Annotated in this window: 15 protein-coding genes; 7 read left to right on the forward strand and 8 right to left on the reverse strand. The window is 48.6% G+C overall.

Going from position 1 to position 17,352, the window contains the following annotated elements; all coding sequences use genetic code 11:
* Positions 1-40 precede the first annotated feature (40 nt).
* The 4 genes from QMN38_RS01540 to QMN38_RS01555 all read left to right on the forward strand — a co-directional run bounded on the left by QMN38_RS01540 (position 41) and on the right by QMN38_RS01555 (position 6,051).
* The gene (locus tag QMN38_RS01540) at positions 41-3,226 is read left to right on the forward strand and encodes a TipJ family phage tail tip protein (RefSeq protein ID WP_323604341.1); all 3,186 of its coding nucleotides are present in this window, start codon (positions 41-43) and stop codon (positions 3,224-3,226) included.
* Positions 3,227-3,553: 327 nt separating this feature from the next.
* The gene (locus tag QMN38_RS01545) at positions 3,554-4,216 is read left to right on the forward strand and encodes a hypothetical protein (protein WP_323604342.1); all 663 of its coding nucleotides are present in this window, start codon (positions 3,554-3,556) and stop codon (positions 4,214-4,216) included.
* Positions 4,217-4,324: 108 nt separating this feature from the next.
* Positions 4,325-4,555, forward strand: a complete 231-nt coding sequence (cor, locus tag QMN38_RS01550) for a phage exclusion lipoprotein Cor (RefSeq protein WP_323604343.1) — start codon at positions 4,325-4,327, stop codon at positions 4,553-4,555.
* Between the two features lie 65 nt (positions 4,556-4,620).
* Positions 4,621-6,051: a phage tail fiber protein gene (locus tag QMN38_RS01555; protein ID WP_323604344.1), complete on the forward strand. Its 1,431-nt coding sequence runs from the start codon at positions 4,621-4,623 to the stop codon at positions 6,049-6,051.
* A 37-nt stretch (positions 6,052-6,088) separates the two neighbouring features.
* Here QMN38_RS01555 and QMN38_RS01560 read toward each other — a convergent pair whose 3' ends face one another.
* Positions 6,089-6,331, reverse strand: a complete 243-nt coding sequence (locus QMN38_RS01560) for a DinI family protein (RefSeq protein ID WP_323604345.1) — start codon at positions 6,329-6,331, stop codon at positions 6,089-6,091.
* 77 nt (positions 6,332-6,408) lie between these two features.
* Between QMN38_RS01560 and QMN38_RS01565 the strand changes: the two genes are divergently transcribed.
* Positions 6,409-6,828, forward strand: coding sequence for a translesion error-prone DNA polymerase V autoproteolytic subunit (locus QMN38_RS01565; protein WP_323604346.1), 420 nt, complete (start codon positions 6,409-6,411; stop codon positions 6,826-6,828).
* Positions 6,829-6,830: 2 nt separating this feature from the next.
* On the forward strand, positions 6,831-8,099 hold the full coding sequence (locus tag QMN38_RS01570; RefSeq protein WP_323604347.1) for a Y-family DNA polymerase: 1,269 nt from the start codon (positions 6,831-6,833) through the stop codon (positions 8,097-8,099).
* A 44-nt stretch (positions 8,100-8,143) separates the two neighbouring features.
* Here QMN38_RS01570 and QMN38_RS01575 read toward each other — a convergent pair whose 3' ends face one another.
* The 7 genes from QMN38_RS01575 to rluE form a co-directional block, all read right to left on the reverse strand.
* Entirely contained in the window at positions 8,144-9,661 is a 1,518-nt protein-coding gene (locus tag QMN38_RS01575; protein ID WP_323604578.1) for a recombinase family protein, read from the reverse strand.
* Between the two features lie 243 nt (positions 9,662-9,904).
* Positions 9,905-10,576 (reverse strand): SOS response-associated peptidase family protein, encoded by a 672-nt coding sequence (locus QMN38_RS01580; protein WP_182269973.1) that lies wholly within the window; start codon positions 10,574-10,576, stop codon positions 9,905-9,907.
* A 459-nt stretch (positions 10,577-11,035) separates the two neighbouring features.
* Positions 11,036-12,406, reverse strand: coding sequence for an adenylosuccinate lyase (gene purB, locus QMN38_RS01585; protein ID WP_271442715.1), 1,371 nt, complete (start codon positions 12,404-12,406; stop codon positions 11,036-11,038).
* A gap of 3 nt (positions 12,407-12,409) precedes the next feature.
* On the reverse strand, positions 12,410-13,051 hold the full coding sequence (hflD, locus tag QMN38_RS01590; protein WP_005120991.1) for a high frequency lysogenization protein HflD: 642 nt from the start codon (positions 13,049-13,051) through the stop codon (positions 12,410-12,412).
* Positions 13,052-13,085: 34 nt separating this feature from the next.
* Complete coding sequence (gene mnmA, locus QMN38_RS01595) at positions 13,086-14,192, reverse strand: tRNA 2-thiouridine(34) synthase MnmA (protein ID WP_271457397.1); 1,107 nt, start codon at positions 14,190-14,192, stop codon at positions 13,086-13,088.
* A gap of 53 nt (positions 14,193-14,245) precedes the next feature.
* A complete protein-coding gene (locus tag QMN38_RS01600; RefSeq protein WP_137382937.1) occupies positions 14,246-14,707 on the reverse strand; it encodes an NUDIX hydrolase in 462 nt (153 codons plus the stop codon).
* 9 nt (positions 14,708-14,716) lie between these two features.
* Positions 14,717-15,340: a 23S rRNA pseudouridine(2457) synthase RluE gene (gene rluE / locus QMN38_RS01605; RefSeq protein WP_323604348.1), complete on the reverse strand. Its 624-nt coding sequence runs from the start codon at positions 15,338-15,340 to the stop codon at positions 14,717-14,719.
* Between the two features lie 202 nt (positions 15,341-15,542).
* On the opposite strand from rluE, the gene icd reads away from it, so the two are divergent.
* On the forward strand, positions 15,543-16,793 hold the full coding sequence (icd, locus tag QMN38_RS01610; protein WP_003030769.1) for an NADP-dependent isocitrate dehydrogenase: 1,251 nt from the start codon (positions 15,543-15,545) through the stop codon (positions 16,791-16,793).
* The last annotated feature ends 559 nt before the right edge of the window (positions 16,794-17,352 follow it).

The raw sequence follows: 17,352 nt of genomic DNA on the forward strand, positions 1-17,352 counted from the left end.
CATACATACCGCCTACGGGCGGTTTTTTTATGGGCGAGAAATGGCTAAAGCAACCGCTATCAAAGGCCGAAAGGGCGGCAGTTCCAGTTCCCGAACCCCGACTGAACAACCAGATGATCTCCAGTCTATAGCCAGGGCAAAAGTACTTGTAGCACTGGGGGAAGGTGAGTTTTCAGGACAGTTAACCGGCAAGGATATTTACCTCGATGGTACACCGCTGGTGAATGCTGATGGCTCGCAGAACTTTAGTGGTGTGGCGTGGGAGTTTCGTTCCGGAACGCAGGCGCAGAAATATATTCAGGGTATTCCTGGTACTGAAAACGAAATTAATGTTGGTACTGAGGTTTCAAACTCAACAGCCTGGACGCGTACCTTCACCAACACCCAACTATCAGCTGTTCGCCTGCGACTGAAATGGCCTTCGCTGTTTAAGCAGGAGGACAACGGCGATCTGGTAGGGTATTCCATCAATTATGCGATAGACCTGCAGACTGATGGTGGAACCTGGCAAACCGTTCTTAATACCAGTGTAACCGGCAAAACGACGTCTGGTTATGAGCGCAGCCACCGTATTGATTTACCGCAGGCTGGAAGCACCTGGACAATCCGACTGCGTAAGATTACCGCTGACGCAAACAGCGCCAAGATCGGCGACACGATGACGCTGCAAAGCTTCACGGAAGTGATTGATGCCAAGCTGCGCTATCCGAACACCGCGCTGCTGTACATCGAGTTCGACTCAAGTCAGTTCAATGGTTCGATTCCACAGATATCCTGTGAACCACGTGGCCGGGTGATCCGCGTGCCTGATAACTATGACCCCGATACGCGGACTTATAGTGGTACATGGCAGGGCGCGTTTAAGTGGGCCTGGACCGATAACCCGGCGTGGATATTTTACGATCTGGTTATTACCGATCGCTTTGGTCTGGGCAATCACCTGAGTGCAGCCGACATCGATAAATGGACGTTGTACCAGGTATCGCAGTATTGCGATCAGCCGGTACCGGATGGAAAGGGTGGAAGCGGGACAGAGCCACGCTATACCTGTAACGTCTATGTTCAGGAGAGGAATGACGCTTACACTGTGCTGCGTGACTTTGCTGCTATATTCCGGGGTATGACGTACTGGGGCGGTGATCAGATTGTTGCGCTTGCCGATATGCCAAGAGATGTGGATTACGCTTACACCCGCGCTAACGTTATCGACGGACGCTTTACCTATTCCAGCAGTACGACAAAAACGCGGTATACCACAGCGCTGGTTTCCTGGTCTGATCCGGGTAACGCCTATGCGGATGCGATGGAGCCGGTATTTGAGCAGCCTCTGGTGGCTCGGTACGGATTTAATCAGCTGGAAATGACAGCCATCGGTTGTACGCGTCAGTCTGAGGCAAATCGTAAAGGTCGCTGGGGCATCCTCACCAATAACAAAGATCGGGTTGTGTCGTTTGATGTTGGTCTCGATGGCAATATTCCCCAGCCTGGCTATGTCATCGCAGTGGCTGATGAATTGCTCTCAGGCAAAGTTATGGGGGGCCGTATCAGCGCTGTCAACGGTCGCGCCATCACGCTGGACAGAAATGCCGATGCAGTCGTGGGGGGACGGTTGATTCTGAATCTTCCCTCTGGCGCATCGCAGAGTCGAACGATTCAGGCAGTGAATGGCAATGTGGTAACAGTCACCACGGTATACAGCGAAACACCGCAGCCCGAGGTCGTTTGGGTGGTCGAGTCCGACGCACTGTACTCGCAGCAATATCGTGTTATCAGTGTCACCGATAACAATGACGGAACCTTTTCGATTGCAGGTGCCTGGCATGATCCTGATAAATATGCCCGTATCGATACAGGAGCCATCATTGACCAGCGGCCAGTGAGTGTGATCCCTCCAGGTAACCAGTCTCCGCCAGCCAATATCGTAATCAGCTCATTTTCAGTGGTTCAGCAGAATATCAGCGTCGAAACCATGCGCGTGAGCTGGGACCAGGCGCAGAACGCTATCGCATACGAAGCACAATGGCGGCGTAACGACGGGAACTGGGTGAACGTGCCGCGCAGCTCCACAACGTCTTTTGATGTTCCTGGTATTTATGCCGGGCGCTACCTCGTACGTGTGCGCGCCATTAATGCCTCTGAAATATCCTCTGGCTGGGGTTTTTCCGAAGAGAAAACGCTGACGGGCAAGGTGGGGAATCCGCCAAAACCAGTTGGGTTTGTAACAACGCCGATTAACTGGGGTATTCGCCTGAACTGGGGATTCCCGGCTAACACAGGGGACACGCTGAAAACGGAAATCCAGTACACCGCGAACAGTGATTTCTCAAATCCTCTTTTGCTGTCAGATGTGCCTTATCCGTCTGCCGAATACACCCAACTGGGGCTGAAGGCGGGGCAGGAATTCTGGTACCGAGCGCAGCTGGTAGACAGAACGGGTAATGAATCAGGCTGGACCGACTGGATTCGTGGTGAATCCAACGCGAATGCTGACGACTACCTGGGCGATATTGCCGATGATTTTCTGACGTCTGCCGATGGCGACCGCCTTACGGGGGATATTGATACCAACCTTGAAGGTATTCTGCAGAATGCGCTGGCCAACCATGGAACCGTTGAACATCAGTTTGCGCAGTACGGCGAGGTCCGCGCAGACATTCTGGTGGTGAAAACCACGATCGCCGATGTGAGTCAGGCTATGGCGGAAATGTCCACGCAGGTGCAGGCCCAGTTTAATGGCGTGACCGCCGCACTGGAAGATAAGCTCACCGCTGTCGTTGACGCTACCGGGGCATCTGCGATTTATACCCTCAAAACCGGTGTCCGTATTAACGGCGTGATGTATAACGCCGGGATGTCGATAGCAGTGCTGGCTGACGCGGGTAAGCCGGTAGTCACCCGTGTCGGGTTTAATGCTAATCAGTTTGTCCTGATGAGTGGTAGCGGTGATACGCAATATTCTCCGTTTGCTGTTGTTAATGGTCAGGTGTTTATCAGTGATGCGTTTATTCAGTACGGAAATATAACGCTGGCAAAAATTGGTGAACTACGGTCTGCAAATTATGTACAGGGGCAAACGGGAACCATCATGAAATCAGACGGAACGTTTGAGGTTAATGGGGCTGTGGCCGGTGAGGGGGCAATGAAAATCACCAACACAACCCAGAGCGTTAAGGACGGGAATGGCGTTCTCCGTGTACAAATTGGAAAAATAACAGGAGTGTTCTGATGGTATGGGGCGTACAAACATGGAACGCGGGCGGCGTCCCTAATAACTATGGCATAAAGCCTGTTTCGGTATACGGGACGCAAGTATTAGCCAATGGGCAGAAGTCAGGTTCATGGACTGTCCCCGTGCCGCCAGGCTTAAAGTTAAATTATTACCACGTCGCAAACGCATCGGAGACGAGCTCTGGAGGGATGGGCAGTGGCAGACGCAGAGTTAGCGTGTCAGGTAATACGATAACAGTGTCCGCTGCCGGCGATACGGAGTACGCCGCCGATACATTCCAGGCAGCCCGCGCATTCCTGGTCATTACCATAGAGAAGGGGTGATATGTCATACGGGGTTTTATTAGCAACATCATCCAGTGAAGTATGGGTTAGTCCGGAAAGTATTCCTCTGGCGCTGTTTGCGAAGAAAAGCGTTACCGTTCCAACGGCGTCCACAATCACCTCAGTAACACAAAGTTATGATGTCAGTCAGCCTATAATCCCGTTTGTCTATACCACTGGACAAGGGGCGCTATGGTCAGATATTGCCAACGGAACCTGCACGATATCATTGCGCAACGCCGCAGTCGGTACGCGGATGGACGTTTATTTCTTCTCTATATTTCCGCAGTCGTTGCCTGATTATGGTCTCGCCATCTGGGATGCATCCAGAACCTGCATTTTAACCAACGAGACTCGAACCTTATCCGACCTGGAAAAAGTAGGGGGGGGCGGAACGGCGTCAGATAACGGGATTAATACCAATATATTAAAATCAGGCAAGTGGGGTGTTGTACCTGAGTATCTGGGGATTGCTGTCGGGGTTATTAATGACCCGTTACCGCGCCCCTGGCAGTCGAATATACGCGTCATAGCGTGCGGTGAGGGGGCGGGCACACGGATAGTTGCTTACAGTGATGGTGGCTCCTCGACAGGAGTGTCAGGGCTTGGATTTACCAACGGGCATGGGAATGTCATTATCACCAGAGTTGATATTTATGATTAATTGATCGTTTCTGACGATCAATATCATTAAAACGATCTGTTAAATCAATTATCTATTATTACATGCTGTTGTTATTTTCATTATAAATAACTCACGTTGAGTGAAAATATGAAAACTTTATTAATTATCCCTGCGGTTTTAGCCTTGTCTGCATGCTCTGGTATTCTCGAACGACAATCGCCAGTATGCACCGCAACCGCGATAGTTGGTGGTCAGAAAACGGCTGTTTTTATTTATGGTGTCCGCAAGGTTGCAAACCAGACACAATATCAGGCTGGCTATCCGTTTAACTGGAAATGGGTCAGTAAGACTAATTTCACACGTACCACATGTCAGTAATCAAATTATGAATATCGAACCCTGCTCCGGCAGGGTTTTTTATTATCTAAATTCAGGAAAAATCTATGTCAGCAGGAACACTCACCCTGACGAATAACTCTGCCCAGGTATCAGGGGCAGGGACTTCATTTACTACCGAACTCGCGGTAGGCGATTTTGTTGTTGCTACTGTAGGCGGCATCTCGTATACGCTCCCGGTCAAAACAATCGAAAGCAATACAGGGCTGACGCTGGTCAGTAACTTTACCGGTCCCACGCAATCGGGTGCAGCATGGTCAGCAGTTCCACGTGTGGCACTGAATATGGTTACTGCCGCGCTGGTGACCCAGAGCGCGGAGGCGCTTCGCGGCCTGAACTACGACAAACAGAACTGGCAGCAATTTTTCACTGCAGATGGTGATGTAACCATTACGCTCCCTGATACCAGCCAGACAACAGGACCATCAGCGAAAAAGTTAATCAGTAGTGTAAACCTTAAGGCGGATAAGTCTGCTCTCAATGATTACGCCAAAAAAGGGGCTAACTCTGACATCACCAGTCTGGAAGGACTCACTACCCCCCTGAGTATTACGCATGGGGGAACTGGAAGTAATAGTGAATCCGGGGCGAGAACTAAACTTGGTCTGGGAACCTCGGCAACCAGAAATGCGGGCACAGATGACGGAAATGTACCTATTGTAGGGAGTATGTGGGGTTTTGGGCATGGTACAGCGGGGCATATTGTTATAAATGCCACTTCGAATAATGACATCTATTCGGCACTTATTAATTATGGAAGTTGTGTTTTCAGAAACAACGCTTCTATCCCTTCCACACCTTCTACAACATTCGGTGCTGGTATCTGGTTACAAACAGGGGATACGGCGGGAGCGATTCAGATACCCTACTCTCCAGGGGGGGGCGTCACAGTCGTATCGGCCCAGGCAGGTGTCGGAGTATTCTCGCGGACAATGTACGACACTGCCAACACCACAGTAGACGGTAATGGTTTCATTAAAAAAGCATCTCCGATTGTTAAACTGAAAGGCGACGGATCGGCGGAAGTTAACTACCAGGCAGAGGGGGCCTTCACAGAACGTCTTGACGTTGGCGTTTATCGTATTTCTGGTGTTTTGGGCTTCAACTCAGCTCCAGTATGGGGTGGTATCGATGGCGGCATTGAGATACCGCTCGACCGAAACAAACAGCCCCTGTTGTGGGTGGATTATAAAGTTGAGTCAGATGGTTCCATTCTGCTGAAAACGTACCACCGAACACATCCATCGGCACCGGAGTTTGCCCGTAATTTAATTGGCCACGCATCTGATAATGAGACTTTTATTGAAACCGTAAAAGACGGGGAACCTGTTGATATCCCTGCAGGACGCTGGGTGGATCTGCGTGTTGAAATGCCAGCAGACAGTATCTTTAATCAGCGTCAGGAAGAAATGAGGATAGCAATGGAACAGGCTGAGCAGGCTCGTTCTGAAAATCAGCAGAGCGCCCAGCCGTTATAGTTGATGTAATAATGCTACAGCCAGGCACATCTGCTTGTTAATCTTCAGCTAACCAGAACTCAGCCTCTTCAAACATTTCCTGGACAGTACGGCTTATCTGCTCTTTCTCATGCTTGCTGGCATCAGTGTTGATCGCCGGCAATGCCATCATCGGTTTTACCCGGACATCAGCATCCGGGAAAATCCGGTGAACCCTCTTACTCAATTCGCCCAGAATGATGTCTTTTGCACCGGGCAGACCATCAAAATTCCTTTTGTCATAAACGAGTTCCACAAACATGCTTTAGCTCCTCTTTACTGTATATAATGACAGTATATACTGTATGTATAAACAGTATCAATGAGAGTGAGTTTATTATGAAGTTTTATTCACCAGTCGAGCTACGTCAGATAGTTGCGCTTCCCTTATTTGGCGATTTGGTTCCATGCGGATTTCCTTCGCCAGCGCAGGATTATGTTGAGAAACGTATTGACCTCAACGAGCTGTTAGTGCAACACCCAAGTGCGACCTATTTCGTAAAATCATCTGGCGATTCCATGATCGGTGCGGGTATCGGTAATGGCGATTTGCTGGTCGTCGATCGATCAAGAAAGCCTGCACATGGAGACATTGTTATTGCTGCCATTGATGGTGAGTTTACTGTTAAACGTCTGCAGTTAAACCCGGTCGTTATGCTTGTACCTGAAAATAGTGCTTATGCACCCATCAGGATAAACAGCGAAGATACGCTGGATATCTTTGGTGTTGTGACATTTATCGTGAAAGCGGCAAGCTGAACATGTTTGCTCTGGTTGATGTGAACTCGTTTTATGCCAGTTGTGAGACTGCATTCCGGCCAGATCTGAAGGGAAGGCCGGTTGTGGTTCTCTCAAACAACGATGGCTGTGTTATTGCCCGTAACGCTGAAGCCAAAACGATTGGTGTGAAAATGGGAGACCCGTATTTCAGGCAAAAGGACTTATTCCGTCGATGTGGTGTTGTTTGCTTCAGCAGCAATTATGAACTGTATGCGGATATGTCCAGCAGGGTAATGGCCACGCTGGAGGCATTATCACCACGATGCGAAATTTATTCGATAGACGAGGCTTTCTGTGATGTTTCCGGCGTGAGGAATTGCCGTGTGCTGGAGGATTTTGGGCGTGAGTTAAAAGATGCGGTTTATCAAAATACGGGCCTGGCTGTTGGCGTTGGTATTGCTCAGACAAAAACGCTGGCCAAGCTGGCAAATCACGCCGCTAAAAAATGGCAGAAACAGACGGGAGGCGTGGTGGATTTATCAAACCTCGAACGCCAGCGTAAGCTTATGGCTGCGCTTCCGGTTGATGGGGTCTGGGGTATCGGGCGACGAATTGGCAAGAAGCTGGAGGCTATGGGGATCAAAAAGGTTCTTGATCTGGCAGATACTGACATCCGTTTTATCCGTAAGCACTTCAATGTTGTCCTGGAGAGAACAGTGCGCGAGCTTCGTGGAGAACCCTGTCTTGAACTGGAGGAGTTTGCGCCAGTAAAGCAGGAAATTGTCTGTTCCCGGTCATTCGGGGAGCGCATTACCGATTATGACGCTATGCGGCAGGCCATCTGCAGTTATGCGTCGCGCGCCGCAGAAAAGTTACGTGGAGAGCATCAGTATTGCCGCTTCATATCGACCTTTGTCAAAACGTCACCCTTTGCGCTGAACGAACAGTACTACGGTAACAGCGCATCAGTGAAACTGCTCACCCCGACACAGGACAGCCGGGACATTATTGCAGCAGCGACGCGAAGCCTGGATGCAATATGGAAAGACGGACATCGATATCAGAAAGCGGGGGTCATGCTGGGAGACTTCTTCAGTCAGGGTATAGCCCAGTTGAATCTGTTCGATGATAATGCGCCGCGCCGGGGTAGTGGGAAATTGATGGAAGTTCTGGATCATCTGAATGCAAAGGAAGGCAGAGGGGCGCTTTATTTCGCCGGACAGGGGATTCAGCAACAATGGGCGATGAAGAGAGAAATGTTGTCACCACGTTATACCACCAGGTATTCTGATATTCTTAGTGTCAGATGAGTTTCATCAGGTCGATGCAGCGACCAGAATTAAATTATTATGGTTCAAAAAATAAGCGTATTATTATCTATAAAGGCTAGAGAACTGATAAAATTATCATGATGGATGATTTTTCTAAGTGGGAAATTAAGAATTCTCAAACCATTCATTAAATAGATGTCGCATTTTTGCATTGCTGTGTTAATGACTATTCGTTCGATATTACTTAATGCATAATTACGACACTTCTCTCTGTTGATTTTGTTGTCTAGCTCCATGCTGGCAACCATTTCACCAGTAGTATTCCCTCCTCTGGACTTGAGGGTCCTTAATCTCAATTCGCCATCGCGCAATTCTTTACTTAGGACTCTGACTCTATTTGCTAATTCTATGACATCCGGAGCTATCTGAAGTGCGTCAAGAAGGTGATTAATCTTTATATGAATATCAACCAAATAGTGCTCAAGTTGTTTGATTGCATTTTTACCTGAAAAACTAGCCTGTAAAAAATCCATATTTGCTAACAATACGCCGACAAGAACTTGGTCAGTAAAGTCTCGCCTGATTGGAGGTGTGCTGCAACGATGGAGTCTCCTCATCGGACAGACGTAATACCCCATTCCTTTGTTATCTATCCCTGTCATGATTATCGAACATCCACACGAACTGCAACGAAGAATAGAACGAAATAAATTGATTAAATAAGGATTGTCATATGATTTATCGCGTCCAAATGGAGTTAATCTAATCTCTTGTACATCTTGGAATAATTTATGTGAAATAATGGGTGGGTAATATTTGTCTATATTTTTTACACCCTTAGACATTGTTCTGTATGATGGACAATATGTGCCAGTTACAGCTTTGTTTCCGAGGATTTTTTCAATCGTCGATGGATTCCATATGCCTGGATTTCCTGTCAGCGTTTGAGTTTTTTTATCATTAAGAATTTTTGTAATTCCATTCAGTGAATGGCCTTTTAAACGTAGTTTGAAAATATATTTAATAGTCTTGGCGTGTTGAGGTAAAACTTCAAACCCCCCTCCATCTTCTGTTGCTTTTAACCATCGAGGGCATGATCGTGTTAAAAGCTTTCCATTATTTTCCGCGTCCTCTCTTTTTTTCTGCCAGACAGACCGCATACGCTTAGACTTAATCTCACTCTCCTCGTTAGCGCGTTGCGCAATCAAAATAGCTTTAATTAGAACATAAGGATCATCCAGTGATTCCTCATTGTAATGCGTCTGATCAGATAAAGTTACAACTTCGACTCCCGCTTTTAAAATATGCCGTAGCCGTTCAGTAGCGTCACCTATTTTTTCTCTTGAAAGTCGGTCAAGACTCTCAACCAGCAAAACTGTACCTTTTTTGATGAAACCATGTTCGATTGCATCAAGAAAGTCTGATAGAGCGCCACGAAGAGCATTTACTCCATTAAAAGCGCTGAGCCCCAAGTCTTGGTAAGTCAGATTATCTAACTCATATTCAGGATTTTGGGCTATCCATTCATCAATTAGCTGATTCTGACGTCGGAGTGAATCACCATATTGCTGAATTGGCGCGGAGAATCGAATGTATGCAATGGCTTCTTTTTCATATCATAGCCCCTCTGTAATCTGAAAAGATACTCTCACGCCATAGACGTGAGTAATGTGAGTGCGCTCAATTTTTGAACACAATGATAAACTGCTAAGCGTATGGATGTAGATGCGTAGCAGTGTTATAGCTTGTAGGGAAGATAGATAATTTCATATTTCTATGAAGGTTAGTGACAAAATTTCCGCAGCTTGCACCCTGCAGGTATTCTCTCACTGTCGTTTCGTGCATCAACGTATAGTTTCTATTAACTCCGGTCCTTGATTTCCAACATTCCCAACGGCACGTGTTACGGCGTGCCATATAAATTTTTCAGCCGGCACGGCACCGTCGACTGCAATTTCCGCAGCTTCTTTCCCTCCAACATCCTGCCTCATCCATTCGCGAGCTGCATCTGGCGATAGTACTAGCGGTCGCCTGTCGTGAATATCAAGCAGTCCTTTGTCAGCTGCAGCTGTAACTATCAGAAAACCTTCTGCTTCATCACCTCGTTCAAATGGTGTGCTGCCAATTGCCGCTATGAATATTGGCTGACCATCGGTCCGATGAATGAAGTAGGGCTGTTTATTATCGCCTTCCTTTTTCCACTCGTACCAACCATCAGCAAAGCAAATTGCGCGGCCATGCTGCCAGAGCGGTTTAAACATTCTACTGGTGGCCGCAGTTTCAGACCTTGCGTTAATTAGCGGTGATTTATCCCACCACCCAGGGGCGTATCCCCAGATAACTGGATCAAGATGCAGTTGTTCATCACGTTCACTCAGAAGCAGAACTTTGGTGCCTGGCGCTACGTTGAAACGCCCGATGGGTTCTGGATCGTATGGAATATCGCGCTCAGCTTCATCTGAGAGCAGGGCGAGATAGTCTTCACGTGTCATTGACTGTGAAAAGCGTCCACACATAGAAACCTCCAGTTAACTGTCAGACTGAAAGTATAGGATATTGGTTAGTACGAGAGTATTTGAACCTCCACACCACTAATATTCCATTACGTCTTGCTACCTTTTCGAGGCTGTTATATGGGCGATAAACCACTACCCTGGGGGCAAATTTGGGGGCAAAAATCAGTTAGGGGCATGATTTGGGGCGATGAAATGACTCATATTGCCTGTGATTGTCTAAATTCATTTTTTACTAACTGATTGATTTTATGATAATTAACTGTATTTACTGAATTTTCAAAATCGATTTTATAGTCTAACGCTGATTATGTGGCTGTGGGGATAAACATTTAATAAACCGGGGGGAATCGTTAAGGCGATAAAATTAACAAGCCGGATAGCGTTCGCGCGTATCCGGCCTGGGTATGACATCAGCGGTGGGTCGAATGAGGCGAAATCGCTATCCGGCACCAGTCCTGATTATTTCAGTTCATCAACCATGGTGATGGCGCGGCCAATATAGTTAGCCGGTGTCATCGCTTTCAGGCGGGTTTTCTCGTCTTCCGGCAGAGCCAGTCCGTCGATAAATTGCTTCATGCCTTCAGCATCAACGCGCTTGCCACGGGTCAGTTCTTTCAGCTTCTCGTATGGTTTCTCAATGCCATAACGACGCATCACAGTTTGAATCGGCTCAGCCAGAACTTCCCAGTTGTGATCCAGTTCGTCCAACAGGTGATCGCGGTTTACTTCCAGTTTGCTTACCCCTTTCAACGTAGACTGGTAGGCGATCAGCGCATAGCCGATACCCACACCCAGGTTACGCAGTACGGTAGAGTCTGTCAGGTCACGCTGCCAGCGGGAAACCGGCAGTTTGCTTGCCAGGTGCTGCAGAACCGCATTGGACAGACCCAGATTACCTTCGGAGTTTTCGAAGTCGATCGGGTTAACCTTATGCGGCATGGTGGAAGAACCAATCTCACCGGCGATGGTTTTCTGTTTGAAGTGGTTCAGTGCGACATAACCCCAGACATCGCGGTCAAAATCGATAAGGATGGTGTTGAAACGGGCAACACAATCAAACAGTTCGGCAATGTAGTCGTGCGGTTCAATCTGTGTGGTGTACGGGTTCCACTGAATGCCCAGGGATGTGACAAATTCTTCACTGAACTGGTGCCAGTCAACTTCCGGGTAAGCGGCGATGTGGGCATTATAGTTACCGACGGCACCGTTGATTTTACCGAGAATTTCGACCTGATTGAGCTGGCGATACTGGCGCTCCATACGGTAAGCCACGTTAGCCATTTCTTTGCCCAATGTGGACGGGGTGGCCGGTTGACCGTGGGTACGGGAGAGCAGTGGAATGTCGCGATACTGCACGGACAAGTCTTTCACCGCATCGATCAGTTGGCGCCAGTACGGCAGGATCACTTCATCGCGCGCCGTTTTAAGCATCAGCGCGTGAGACAGGTTGTTGATGTCTTCAGAGGTGCAAGCGAAGTGGATAAACTCGGCAACGGCATGCAGCTCCGGGATATCCGCCACTTTCTCTTTCAGGAAATACTCTACTGCCTTCACATCATGGTTGGTCGTACGCTCGATGGTTTTGATACGTGCAGCATCTTCTTCATTGAAGTTAGCAACGATCGCATCAAGGAAACCGATTGCGTCGGCAGCAAAAGCAGGAACTTCCTTGATCGCTGCGTGCGCGGCCAGTTTTTGCAGCCAGCGTACTTCAACCTGTACACGGAATTTCAGCAAACCATATTCGCTGAAAATCCCGCGCAGCGCGCTGACTTTATCGCCGTAGCGTCCATCGACAGGGGAAACGGCGGTCAGTGAGGATAATTCCATAGATCACAACTCCGGGGTTAAATGAGCAAGAATTTGTTTTGCCTGAGTCGTCAGGCGATTACGAGAAAACATGAGTTGCAGACGGCCTCCACCAACCTGATGCCAGAGCACGGCAGCGCGAATGCCAGCCAGAAGCGATGCGCGTACCTTAGCCTGAACCTGCGGGCTCTGGAGGATGGCCGGAGAACCCGTAACCTGAATACGCGGGCCGAGTGGGCTGATGACGTCAACATAGATACCAGCCATCGCACTCATCAACGTTTCTGACTGCAAATCAAAATGGTCCAACTGGCGCTGCAAGCCGTTGATACGGTCTCCCAGCGTGTCCATAGCGCCTTTGGCTGCTGACAGCTTACGCTCCAGCACCATCAGGCTTAACGTGTAGCGGGTGAGTTCTGCATTCAGCCCCTGACGACTGCTGGCATTAAGCACGCCGAGCAGTGTTTCAAGGCCAAGGCGCAGATTGGCTTCACTGCCGCCGAACACGCCCAGCGTTGAGCTGGGGTTCATATCGATGACACTGTTCAGTGAAACGTGTAGTGCATCGGCATCACAATGCCCCTGGTGCGCCAGTTCTTGTACCAGGCGTGCCGACTGGCAAATACCTGCCAGGGCGAGGGTGATGTCATAATAATTCTTTGCCACGTTCACTGCTTCCTTGTATCAAATGTGTAAATAATTATACCGGCAGAGGCAGACGCTGCTCGATAATGCCGCCGCCGAGGCACACTTCACCGTTGTAAAATACCGCCGACTGACCCGGTGTTACCGCCGCGACGGGTTCGTCAAAAATGACTTCAATACGCTCAGCATCCAGTGCTTTAACGGTGCACGGAATGTCGGTTTGACGATAGCGGGTTTTCACTGTACAGCGCAGGGTGCCGGTGAACGGTTGACGGTCGACCCAATGTAATTGCTGTGCAATCAGGCCAACGGACATCAGGCGTGGGTGTTCATGACCCTGAGCCACAACCAGAATATTGTTCTCAACGTCTTTATCCACGACATACCATGGATCTTCAGTACCTTCTTTTGTTCCGCCAATACCCAGACCTTTACGCTGACCCAGGGTGTGATACATCAGCCCCTGATGCTGGCCAATTTCTTCACCGTCAACGGTAATGATCTTGCCAGGTTGTGCCGGCAGGTAACGACCGAGGAACTCGCGGAATTTACGCTCGCCGATAAAGCAAATACCGGTGGAGTCTTTTTTCTTCGCAGTCACCAGACCCAGATCTTCGGCAATTTTACGTACCTGTGGTTTTTCCAGTTCACCCACTGGGAACAGACTTTGTGCGATCTGCTCATGGCCGAGGGTATAGAGGAAGTAGCTCTGGTCCTTGTTACCATCGAGTCCCCGCAGCAGGCGGCTTTTGCCTTCCACGTCCGCGCGACGCACGTAGTGGCCAGTAGCGATGTAATCGGCACCTAAATCTTCAGCGGCAAATTCGAGGAAGGCTTTAAACTTGATTTCTTTATTGCACAGAATATCCGGGTTCGGCGTACGACCCGCTTTGTACTCTTCAAGGAACAATTCAAAGACGTTGTCCCAGTATTCTGCAGCAAAGTTAACGGTATGCAGTTCAATGCCGAGTTTGTCGCAGACAGCCTGCGCATCCGCAAGATCGGCGGCCGCTGTACAGTATTCCTCACCATCGTCCTCTTCCCAGTTCTTCATGAACAGGCCTTCTACCTGATAACCCTGTTGTTGCAACAGCCAGGCAGAAACGGAGGAATCGACACCGCCGGACATGCCGACGATCACTTTTTTTTGGCTTTCAGACATAGGAATACTCACGACATTGAACTTCAAGGCGGCATATTCTAGCACGCAGCCCTTTACTTGACACCCTCTGTAAACGGCCAGTTAAATTCGCCAATCATTGCGAGTGGATAACGCTGTCCGCTTTGATAACAACGAATACTCTCGGCAACCAGCGGCGAACGCAGGTTTGGCGCAGAGAAGATCTCTTGCGCACTGACCCAACGACAACAATCTATATCGTCGTCATGAGGTTCAGTAGCGCACATATTGGCAAGCTCAATAGAAAACAGAAAACGTAAAAAAGGTGTTCTGTCTGGGGCAATCCATTGATGCATTCGGATGAAGTGTTGTGGTTGCGCTTTTATCCCGGTTTCTTCCCACAGTTCGCGTGCAGCGGCTTGAATCAGGGTTTCATCGGCTTCCAGGTGCCCGGCGGGTTGATTCCACAACGCTTTGCCGTTGATGGTTTCCTCAACGACTAAAAACTTATCTTCTGCATGCACAATGCAGGCAACGGTGACGTGCGGTTTAAACATACCTGTTCCTTATACAGTTGCATCCCGCCATTGACCATTAGCGAGATTATCCAGCGTGTAATTCCCCATCGCATAACGAATTAACCGCAGTGTAGGAAAGCCGACGTGTGCTGTCATGCGACGTACCTGACGATTGCGGCCTTCATATAAGGTCACTTTTAACCAACGGGTAGGGATATTTTTCCGTTCCCGAATAGGCGGGTTTCTCGGCCATAGCCATGCGGGTTCTTCTACCACTTCGATACTCGCAGGCAGGGTGGGGCCATCGTTCAGCGTTACGCCGGTGCGCAGAGCATCCAGCGCTTCGGGGGTTGGCTCACCTTCCACCTGGACATAATAGATTTTCCCCGTACGTTTACCGGGTTGCGTCAACCGGGCCTGCAGCGCGCCGTCGTTGGTCAGTACCAGAAGTCCTTCGCTGTCGCGGTCAAGACGACCAGCAGCATAGACACCCTGAACAGGAATAAAATCTTTTAACGTTTTGCGTCCTGCTTCGTCAGTAAATTGTGGCAAAACATCGTATGGTTTATTGAACAAAACCACCCGTTTTGGCTGGTTTTCTTTACGCTGTTTAGTGACTTGTCGTGAGCTGAATCGCTCAACCCGGTGATTTCTAAAAGAAGTTTTTTGCATGGTATTTTCAGATTATATCAATTGCCGCATTATAGCCTAAGAACGAGTGTCTTTCATGGCGACGAACAATAGGGTAGTATTGACACGCTCATTACAAATCATTAACAAAAAGTTGCTCTAACGCATCCGTGTAGCAGGACGCAAATGCACATGCAGCGTGATGACAGACGAGCAGAACCAGAAGCGCTCGAAGGAGAGGTGAATGGAAAGCAAAGTAGTTGTTCCGGCGGAAGGTAAGAAGATCACCCTGCAAAACGGCAAACTCAACGTTCCTGAAAATCCGATTATCCCGTTCATTGAAGGCGACGGTATCGGCGTTGATGTAACCCCACCGATGATCAAAGTTGTCGATGCTGCTGTCGAGAAAGCCTATAAAGGCGAGCGTAAAATCTCCTGGATGGAAATCTACACCGGTGAGAAATCCACTCAGGTTTATGGCCAGGACGTCTGGCTGCCTGCTGAAACCCTTGATCTTATTCGTGAATATCGTGTTGCCATCAAAGGCCCACTGACTACCCCAGTTGGCGGCGGTATTCGCTCTCTGAACGTTGCACTGCGTCAGGAACTTGACCTGTACGTTTGCCTGCGTCCTGTTCGTTACTACCAGGGCACTCCAAGCCCGGTTAAACATCCTGAACTGACCGATATGGTCATCTTCCGTGAAAACTCAGAAGACATCTATGCGGGTATTGAGTGGAAAGCTGACTCCGCTGATGCTGAGAAAGTGATTAAATTCCTGCGCGAAGAGATGGGCGTGAAGAAAATCCGTTTCCCGGAACATTGCGGTATCGGTATCAAGCCATGTTCCGAAGAAGGGACTAAGCGTCTGGTTCGTGCAGCGATTGAGTACGCTATCGCTAACGATCGTGATTCTGTTACCCTGGTTCATAAAGGTAACATTATGAAATTCACCGAAGGTGCGTTCAAAGACTGGGGTTACCAGTTGGCGCGCGAAGAATTCGGTGGTGAACTGATCGATGGCGGTCCGTGGGTTAAAATCAAGAACCCGAAAACCGGTAAAGAGATCGTGGTGAAGGACGTTATCGCCGATGCGTTCCTGCAACAGATCCTGCTGCGTCCAGCAGAGTACGACGTTATCGCTTGTATGAACCTGAACGGTGACTACATCTCTGATGCGCTGGCTGCACAGGTTGGTGGTATTGGTATCGCACCGGGAGCCAACATTGGTGACGAATGTGCACTGTTCGAAGCCACCCACGGTACTGCACCGAAGTACGCGGGTCAGGATAAAGTGAACCCAGGTTCCATCATCCTGTCTGCAGAAATGATGCTGCGCCACATGGGGTGGGTCGAAGCGGCTGACTTGATCGTTAAAGGTATGGAAGGCGCGATTAACGCGAAAACCGTAACCTATGACTTCGAACGTCTGATGGACGGCGCTAAGCTGCTGAAATGTTCAGAGTTTGGTGACGCGATCATCGAAAACATGTAATCCAGATTCTGGGTTGTATGAGAACGGGAGCCGGGTGGTTCCCGTTTTTTTAATGAAATTTGCTGGCGATTAAAACAGCTATAAACCGGCTGTGGCTCGGGGCGAATATAGGGGGCACTGCGCAAGATTTGTATTTTGTACCCTCATCTGGATATCTCTACCCGTCTAGCAATCATATTTTTTATGGATAAGCAGCAAAACCAGGTCCTGGTGATTCATTGCGCAACACGCATTCGATGAGAGGTGCGAAGCGCTCGGTTGGAAAAACAATATCCTGTTGTTGCATAAAAAAATAGACCTTTATATTCGTGTGTGTTTATTTTTACTGACTAAACAGGTGGCTTATTTTTTGTACGGCGATAGTGAAATTTACTGTGCCTCAAATAACATCAACAGCCTTTTTTAAACAATATTAAAAAATGAATGATGGTTAACTTATTGATTTCAATGAATTAAAAAACGGATGGGCTTTCTGCATCAATAATCGCTGGGTAGCATGTGTAAATAGCATAATAACTAAATTATAATTCTCTTACATTCGATAGATTGGTGAGGTTAG

This window comes from Citrobacter sp. R-1.5.2 (genome assembly GCF_035064245.1).
Classification (GTDB): domain Bacteria; phylum Pseudomonadota; class Gammaproteobacteria; order Enterobacterales; family Enterobacteriaceae; genus Citrobacter.

Coding starts and splice junctions, on each gene's coding strand:
- QMN38_RS01540 (WP_323604341.1), top strand. CDS start 41: ATGGCTAAAGCAACCGCTATCAAAGGCCGAAAGGGCGGCAGTTCCAGT.
- QMN38_RS01545 (WP_323604342.1), top strand. CDS start 3,554: ATGTCATACGGGGTTTTATTAGCAACATCATCCAGTGAAGTATGGGTT.
- cor (WP_323604343.1), top strand. CDS start 4,325: ATGAAAACTTTATTAATTATCCCTGCGGTTTTAGCCTTGTCTGCATGC.
- QMN38_RS01555 (WP_323604344.1), top strand. CDS start 4,621: ATGTCAGCAGGAACACTCACCCTGACGAATAACTCTGCCCAGGTATCA.
- QMN38_RS01560 (WP_323604345.1), bottom strand. CDS start 6,331: ATGTTTGTGGAACTCGTTTATGACAAAAGGAATTTTGATGGTCTGCCC.
- QMN38_RS01565 (WP_323604346.1), top strand. CDS start 6,409: ATGAAGTTTTATTCACCAGTCGAGCTACGTCAGATAGTTGCGCTTCCC.
- QMN38_RS01570 (WP_323604347.1), top strand. CDS start 6,831: ATGTTTGCTCTGGTTGATGTGAACTCGTTTTATGCCAGTTGTGAGACT.
- QMN38_RS01580 (WP_182269973.1), bottom strand. CDS start 10,576: ATGTGTGGACGCTTTTCACAGTCAATGACACGTGAAGACTATCTCGCC.
- purB (WP_271442715.1), bottom strand. CDS start 12,406: ATGGAATTATCCTCACTGACCGCCGTTTCCCCTGTCGATGGACGCTAC.
- mnmA (WP_271457397.1), bottom strand. CDS start 14,192: ATGTCTGAAAGCCAAAAAAAAGTGATCGTCGGCATGTCCGGCGGTGTC.
- QMN38_RS01600 (WP_137382937.1), bottom strand. CDS start 14,707: ATGTTTAAACCGCACGTCACCGTTGCCTGCATTGTGCATGCAGAAGAT.
- rluE (WP_323604348.1), bottom strand. CDS start 15,340: ATGCAAAAAACTTCTTTTAGAAATCACCGGGTTGAGCGATTCAGCTCA.
- icd (WP_003030769.1), top strand. CDS start 15,543: ATGGAAAGCAAAGTAGTTGTTCCGGCGGAAGGTAAGAAGATCACCCTG.